The organism is Actinomadura sp. KC216 (genome assembly GCF_004348535.1).
Classification (GTDB): Bacteria; Actinomycetota; Actinomycetes; order Streptosporangiales; family Streptosporangiaceae; genus Spirillospora.
On sequence record NZ_SMJX01000399.1, the window covers coordinates 1 to 6,769 of the forward strand.

The window sequence follows — 6,769 nt, forward strand, 5'->3', positions numbered from 1 at the left end:
GCACACCGCCGCGCGCTCGGCGGCGACCGTGCCGGGCGACCGGAGCCGGATGCCATGACGGCCGACGAGGAGGAGGTCTGGATCGACGAGAGCGCCGGCCCGCTGGTACGCCCGTACACGGTGACCGCGTCGGGGAACGGCGATGCGCGGCCGCCGCTGCCACGGCGGCAGGCCCAGACGCATCTCCCTCCCGAACTGGCGGACGCCCCGGTCTTCCAGCAGGACGACCAGGACGAGGAAGTCGAGCACAACCCCGGATTGATGGCGGCGTTCAAGAAGGGAATCCGCAGCGTCCAGGAGGACGACGGCGCCGCGGACGGCCCGGACAGCCCGAGCTGACGAATCATCACGAATGGTAAGGAGCGTCCATTGAGTGCTGTCTCCCCGAACCAGGCTCAAGATCTTGCTTGGCTGTTGCGGGGGCTGAGCGAGGAGGTTCCGGTCATACGCGGCAGCGTGCTGCTGTCCTCCGATGGCCTGTTGAAAGCCGCCCACGGCTTCGACCGTGCGAGCGCGGAGCAGCTGTCCGCGCTCGCGTCCGGGTTCTTCTCCATCGCGCGGAGCACCGGAATGAAGTTCGACGACAGCAACGAGGTGCGGCAGGTGGTGGCGGAGCTCAAATCCAGCCAGCTGTTCATCTCCTGGGCCGGGTTCAACTCCGTGCTGGCGGTGCTGGCGCGGGCGGACGCCGACCCGTCCGTCGTCGGCTTCGAGATGGCACGGCTGATCAAGGCCGTCCGGCCCTTCCTGCACACCGCCGCGCGCTCGGCGGCGACCGTGCCGGGCGACCGGAGCCGGATGCCATGACGGCCGACGAGGAGGAGGTCTGGATCGACGAGAGCGCCGGCCCGCTGGTACGCCCGTACACGGTGACCGACGGCCGCACGCGCCCGAGCGTCGAGCTGGACCTGCTGTCCCTGGTGGTCGCGGACGGCGCCCTTCCCCCCGCCCTGGACCCGGAGCACGCCGAGGCGATGCGGCTGTGCCGCACCCCCACGTCCGTGGCCGAGGTCGCGGCGCACCTGCGGCTCCCCGTCGTGGTCACCAAGATCCTCATCGCCGATCTGATGGACCACCGGGCGATGAGCCGGCAGATGGCGCACACCGCGGCGGACCCCAACGACCGAGCCCTTTTGGAGAAACTGCTCGATGGCCTACAACGAGCCTGAGCCGCCCGGCAACGGGCCTGAGGCGCCCTACAGCGAACCTGCGGCGGCGTCCACGCAGGTCAAGATCCTCATCGCGGGCGGGTTCGGCGTCGGCAAGACGACGTTCGTCGGCTCGGTGAGCGAGATCGAACCGCTGAGCACCGAGGAGCTCATCACGGCGGCGAGCGTCGGCGTCGACGACCTCGGCGGCGTGGCGGAGAAGTCGACCACCACCGTGGCGCTCGACTTCGGCAGGATCACCTTCGACCAGCACGGGATCGTTCTCTACCTGTTCGGGACGCCCGGGCAGCGGCGGTTCTGGTTCCTGTGGAACGAGCTGTCCGCGGGGGCGCTCGGCGCGGTCGTGCTCGCCGACACCCGCCGCCTGGAGGACTGCTTCGAGGCCGTCGACTTCTTCGAGAACCGGGGAACCCATTTCCTCGTCGCCGTGAACGAGTTCGACGCCGCGTTCCGCTACGACACCGGCGAGGTGCGCGCCGCGCTCGGGCTCGACCCGCGCGTGCCGATCGTGCTGTGCGACGCGCGGGACCGCTCCTCCGCCATCGCGGTGCTGCGCGCCCTGGTCCGGCACCTCCTCACCGCCGCCTCCGCCACGTCCGCCACGCCCTCCGCCTCCAACTCCGTCAACTCCGTCTGACGCAGCACGCGCGCATGCTCAGGCCCGTCACCGCACACCCATACAGGGAGGCCCCCGCGATGTACCAGTTCAGTGACCAGGCGTACGAACTCCCCCGTCCTCTGGCGCCGCCCGACCACGAAGCGCCCCAGCGCGCGGCGCGGCTGGCGGAGCTCGGTCTGGGTCAGGCGCGGGAGGCCGAGTTCGACGAGTTCGCCCACGAGGTCGCCTTGGACGCGCAGGAGCTCGCCGGGCTTCCCAGCACGCCGGTGGCCTTTGTGAACCTCATCGGCAACGACCAGTTCATCGGCGGCGTGTACACGCCGCCGGCCGCCGCGGCCGTCGTGGAAGGGGTCCTCGGGGCGCGGGTCCCCCTCAACGCCGGCTACTGCCCGCACGTCGTCGTCCGGCGCAAGGCGCTGATCCTCGACGACGTCCTCGACTACCCGCGTTTCGCCGGCAACCCGATCGTCGACAAGCTCATGGTCCGCAGCTACGCCGGGGCCCCGCTGACGGACCGCACGGGCACGGTTCTCGGCACGATCTGCGTCGTGGACAGCGAACCGCGCCCGTGGGGAAGGGCGGGGCTGGACCTCATGAAGCGGAGGGCGGCCGACCTGGTCGACCGGATCCACCGCCGCGAGGGCCTGGCGGGCCGGTAGGGCGGCGGGGCGTCAGTCGCCGAAGGCGGCCGCCGCCTCCCCCCGGCCCTGGCCACGCCGGAACGGGAACCGGGACCGGCCACCGGACCCACCACCGGCCGGCCGGACCCCGCCACCGGTGTCCCCGGACCCCCCGGTGGCCCCGGTGTCGAGCAGTCCGGTGGCCAGCAGGCGGAACTCCGCGGCGACACCGGCGACGTCGTTGCGGAGGAACTCGATGGCGGGCCGGACCCTGCCGATGTCCGCGCCGGTCTCGGCGGCCCAGACGAGGACCTGGGACATCGTGAACAGGTAGGCGATGGCGCGGCCGGCCAGGACCTGGTGCTCCTGGGCCAGGCGCTGGTCGAGGAAGCTCAGGTCGCCCTGGAGTGCCCTGACGCCGGCCGCCGTGAGCGGCCATTCGGCGAGGAACCGGCTGAGGGGGCGCCCGGCCCGCCGGGTCAGGCAGTACGCGGCGAGCTGCTGGCTGAGCATGTCGTTGTTGCCGTCGAAGACGGTGAAGACCCGCGAGTCCAGGAACGCCTGGCCGGCGATGTTGGTCGGCGATCCGCAGCGGTACCCCTCACCGCCGGTGAGCTGCTGGTAGTGCTGCGCCGCGCTGACCATCCGCTCGCTGGCGACGGTCTTGACGGCCTGGACGGCGGGGAAGGCCGGGGTCATGTCGGCCTTGAAGTCCAGCGCCGTCCGCACGTGGTGGGCGAGGGCCTCGCAGATGGTGGCGGAGGTGTCGATGGCCGCGAGCCGGTACCCGACGAACCCGATCTTGGACTGCAGCTTGCGCCCGATCTGGCGGCCGTCGGTGTAGGCGTGCGCCTCGCGGCTGATGCGGCGCAGGAACCCGGCCCCCATCGCCGCCAGCAGCGCCCGCGACGCCATGAACAGGTCCACGGAGGTGAGCCCCGCCTTTTCGGCGTTGATCCGCCGGTGCCGGGGGACGAACACGTCGATGTCGTTGACCCCGTAGTCGAGCAGTTTCAGGCCGAGCGCCTCGTACAGCTCGACGGTGCGGAACCCCTCGCTGCGCTCGACGACGAAGTAGCCGTACTCGCGGCGGTCCACGTTCTTCGCGACGACGAGCCACCAGTGCGCGGACGAGCTGAGCGCCTGCCAGTGCTTCCGGCCGCGGATCCGGTAGCCGCCGTGGACCTCCTCGAACGTGGTCGTCATGGCCGACAGCGCCGACCCGGCCCCCGGTTCGGTGGCGGCGAGGCCGGCCATCAGCGGATCGCCGCCGGCGAACAGCGGCAGGATCTCCTGCTGGACCTCTTCCCCGGCCCACTTCACAATGGGCAGCAGGCCCAGCGCCGTGTTCACCGTCACGTACACGCCGAGAGCGAGGTTGGACTCGGACGCGGTCTCGATGACCCGGCACATCTCGGCGTGGTTGTCGCGGCCCCCGTACCGTCTCGGCAGGGTCGGGAGCCGGATTCCGGCCCTCACCAGGAGCGCCCAGCCGTCGGGGGAGAGATACTGCTGAGGGTAGGTCGCGGAATCGAACTTGGATGCGACCGTCTCGATACCGCCGATGAATTCGCTCGTCGACAGGGACAGAAGATCATTCGTCATGGTGTCCGCTCTCACGGGTCGGGCCTGGCTCTACGGGGGAAGTCGTCAGGATCCGTGATCAAGAGCACGCCGATGTCGATTCATCAGCGCGATATCAGGGCATGGACCACCTCCGGAACCGTTCCTTGTGGCGCGACCACGCCATAGTTAATCGCCCTGTCACCGCGCGCAAGGAACATCTGGCTTACCGTGAGCCCAGGTGAAAACTGTTTCACCTCATTGACCTGCGCACACTCGCGGCCCGGCGAACTTTTCCGCGGCGCGCGCAACCGGCGTGACCGGGGCCGGCCGAGGGATCCGAAACCGGATCCGGGAACGGATGGGCCCCTGGTCAGCGGACCGTTCTCCGGCATGGACGCGGGTCGCCGCCGACCGATGGCGCAATCGAACCCGGCCGCCGCCACTCGCGAATCCGCCGCCGACCTGCACACTGGCTTGATCTTATACGGATCCCAGATCCCGTTCGGCTCATTCGCACCAACCGGCCGTTCCGGCGCGCAATGCACATGAAGAACACGCGGCTCTCCTTCACTCAAGTGAAAGCCGCGCGCTCGGGTGGACGTGCGGCATGGCGCGGCCCGCGACCGGGAACCGCAACGGAGCGTGTTCGACGCCGATAGGTATGCTGAAAACCTTGTGATCAGCACCGCTGGCACAAACCAATTACTCCGCGGGCCGCCGCGACCACCCGGTGGCGGCTACGGGCCGCGACGGCGTTACGGGCACCGCCCCCAGGCGAAGTGATAGCTCGTCCTGTTGCCGTTGTCGGAGTTCAGGGTGATCATGCTGGCCTCCGCCGGGTCCGAGGTTCCCAGCCCGACGCGCAGCTCGGTGTTGATGTCGATGTTCCGCTCCTGGTCACAGGGTTTCCAGACGAGCTGGTCCACCGGCACCTTGTTGGTGGACTGCCAGTGGCCGCCCTGGGGGCCGACCATGGCGAACTCGGTGGTCCGGGGCGATGAGGAGCCGTGGAAGTAGTAGCTCGACTTGTGGGTACCCCTCGCGCCGGGCTGCAGGTGGACGCCCAGCCGGTAGTCCGTCTGCGCGATGGCGTAAGTGAAGCCCTGCGGGGCGTACACCTTCACGGAGAGCCGGCAGTACTTGCGCGCGTCGGTCGGCTTCGCCGTGCCGCCCACCCGGACCGTGAAGTCGGTGTATTCGATGTGGAAGGCTTCGCGATCGTCCGAGAGGACGGCCCTGGCGGTGCCGGGCGGGCAGCCGGGGCCGTCCGAGGCGACGATCGCGATCTTGATCTCATCGGTGCCGGGGACGAGCCGCGGCGCGGGGCCGGCGGCGGCCGGGACGGCGGCCGCGGTCAGGACGGCGAGCACCGCGGCGCTCGTGGCGGAAATGGCGATGCCCTTGCGCATCATGCGAATTCCTTGTGCGGCGACGGGGAGCTCGGCTTCGGCCGACCGGAAATGCGGGCACCGAAATCCGATTCCTGCAGGCGCCCACTCAATGGAGTTGATCACCATCTGAACCGGAGACTAACCGGGCCCCCCACCGCTGTCAATCCTTGATCATCAGGGCTCGACACGCATTTTTGACAAGGAACGTTCCATCGTGTCCGAGGTGTGAAAATGCCTGGTCAGCGCGCCTGGGGCCCTGAGCTGGCGGATTTCCGCCGCGCAACCGACGGCGAAGCGGGCGCTCGCTACCCGTCCGACGGACATTCAGGCTGGTGACGACCGGCCGCAGCGAATTTTCCATCTCCCGATTGGACAGGCCCTATGCCGTCCATTCGCGATGACCTCGCACTTAACCCGCGGGATAGGGCAGAAGTCCGCGGTCGGTCTTCTCCCATGCGGCGCGCAGGTCCGCGAGCAGGGAGGGATGGCGCCGGGCGAGGTCGGCCTGTTCCCGCGGGTCGTCCGCCAGGTTGTGGAGTTTCTCGCCGGAGGCGGTGCGCAGGTACTTCCAGTCGCCGCGGCGCAGCGCCCGCTCCTGCTTCGTCCGCCAGAACAGGTCGCGGCGCGGCGGCCGGGCCCCGTGGCGCAGGTACGGGACGAGGCTGTGCCCGTCGAGCGGATGCCCGGCGCCCGGGCGCACTCCGGCGGCGTCCAGCAGCGTGGCCGTCCAGTCGTGGGTGATGACGGGCACGTGGCTGACCTGCCCGGGACGGATCGCGGCGGGCCAGCGCAGGATGTTCGGGACGCGGATGCCGCCCTCGTTCAGCCCGCCCTTCCCGCCGGACAGCGGCCACTGGTAGGAGAAGCGCTCCCCGCCGTTGTCGCTGCTGAACAGGACGATCGTGTCCTTCTCCTGGCCGGTGGCGCGGAGCGCGCGCAGGACGCGTCCGACGGCGCCGTCCAGGCTCTCGACCATCTTGCGGTAGGTGTCCAGGGAGCCGCCGTCGTCGTGCCACAGCGCCCGCGAGTCGCCCGCCCTGATCCGCGCGGTGATCTGCGCGCTCACCGCCCGGTCGCCGGGCGCCTCCCAGGGCCAGTGCGCGGCGGTGAAGTTGAGGTTCAGCAGCCACGGCCCGCCGTGGTCGCGCCGGACGAAGTCGGCGGCGCGGTCGGCGAGGGTGTCGGTGTAGTAGTCGAGGGACTCGGCCGGGACCTCGCCCTCGTACAGGTCCGCGCCCGAGCCGGAGACCTTGGAGTAGTAGTCGACGGCGCCCGACAGGTTGCCGAAGAACACGTCCCAGCCCGACTTGACCGGGCTGTACCAGGGCAGGAAGCCGCAGTGCCACTTGCCGAACATGGCGGTGGCGTATCCGGCGCCCTTCAGCAGCGACGCCAGGGTGGGGT

8 protein-coding genes are annotated in these 6,769 nt (G+C 70.1%); 5 read left to right on the forward strand and 3 right to left on the reverse strand.

The genetic code is table 11. From position 1 onward, the window contains the following. The 5 genes from E1264_RS38270 to E1264_RS38290 form a co-directional block, all read left to right on the forward strand. A partial coding sequence (locus E1264_RS38270) for a hypothetical protein (protein WP_207936793.1) occupies positions 1 to 339 on the forward strand: 339 nt, incomplete at its 5' end. Between the two features lie 75 nt (positions 340 to 414). Then, positions 415 to 807 carry a roadblock/LC7 domain-containing protein gene (locus E1264_RS38275; RefSeq protein WP_279492013.1) on the forward strand — a complete coding sequence of 131 codons (393 nt, stop codon included), beginning with the start codon at positions 415 to 417 and terminating at the stop codon, positions 805 to 807. Then, positions 804 to 1,169, forward strand: a complete 366-nt coding sequence (locus E1264_RS38280) for a DUF742 domain-containing protein (RefSeq protein ID WP_132181748.1) — start codon at positions 804 to 806, stop codon at positions 1,167 to 1,169. Before E1264_RS38275 ends, E1264_RS38280 begins: the two co-directional genes overlap by 4 nt. Next, the gene (locus E1264_RS38285) at positions 1,150 to 1,806 is read left to right on the forward strand and encodes an ATP/GTP-binding protein (protein WP_132181750.1); all 657 of its coding nucleotides are present in this window, start codon (positions 1,150 to 1,152) and stop codon (positions 1,804 to 1,806) included. The genes E1264_RS38280 and E1264_RS38285 overlap by 20 nt, the downstream gene beginning before the upstream one ends. A gap of 59 nt (positions 1,807 to 1,865) precedes the next feature. Next, the gene (locus E1264_RS38290; RefSeq protein WP_132181752.1) at positions 1,866 to 2,447 is read left to right on the forward strand and encodes a GAF domain-containing protein; all 582 of its coding nucleotides are present in this window, start codon (positions 1,866 to 1,868) and stop codon (positions 2,445 to 2,447) included. A 12-nt stretch (positions 2,448 to 2,459) separates the two neighbouring features. Here E1264_RS38290 and E1264_RS38295 read toward each other — a convergent pair whose 3' ends face one another. The 3 genes from E1264_RS38295 to E1264_RS38305 all read right to left on the reverse strand — a co-directional run. Further along, positions 2,460 to 4,013 carry an acyl-CoA dehydrogenase family protein gene (locus E1264_RS38295; protein WP_132181754.1) on the reverse strand — a complete coding sequence of 518 codons (1,554 nt, stop codon included), beginning with the start codon at positions 4,011 to 4,013 and terminating at the stop codon, positions 2,460 to 2,462. Positions 4,014 to 4,729: 716 nt separating this feature from the next. Further along, entirely contained in the window at positions 4,730 to 5,386 is a 657-nt protein-coding gene (locus E1264_RS38300; protein ID WP_165964594.1) for a DUF4360 domain-containing protein, read from the reverse strand. A gap of 388 nt (positions 5,387 to 5,774) precedes the next feature. After that, positions 5,775 to 6,769: sulfatase-like hydrolase/transferase (locus E1264_RS38305; RefSeq protein ID WP_132181758.1), on the reverse strand; the 995-nt coding region annotated here is incomplete at its 5' end.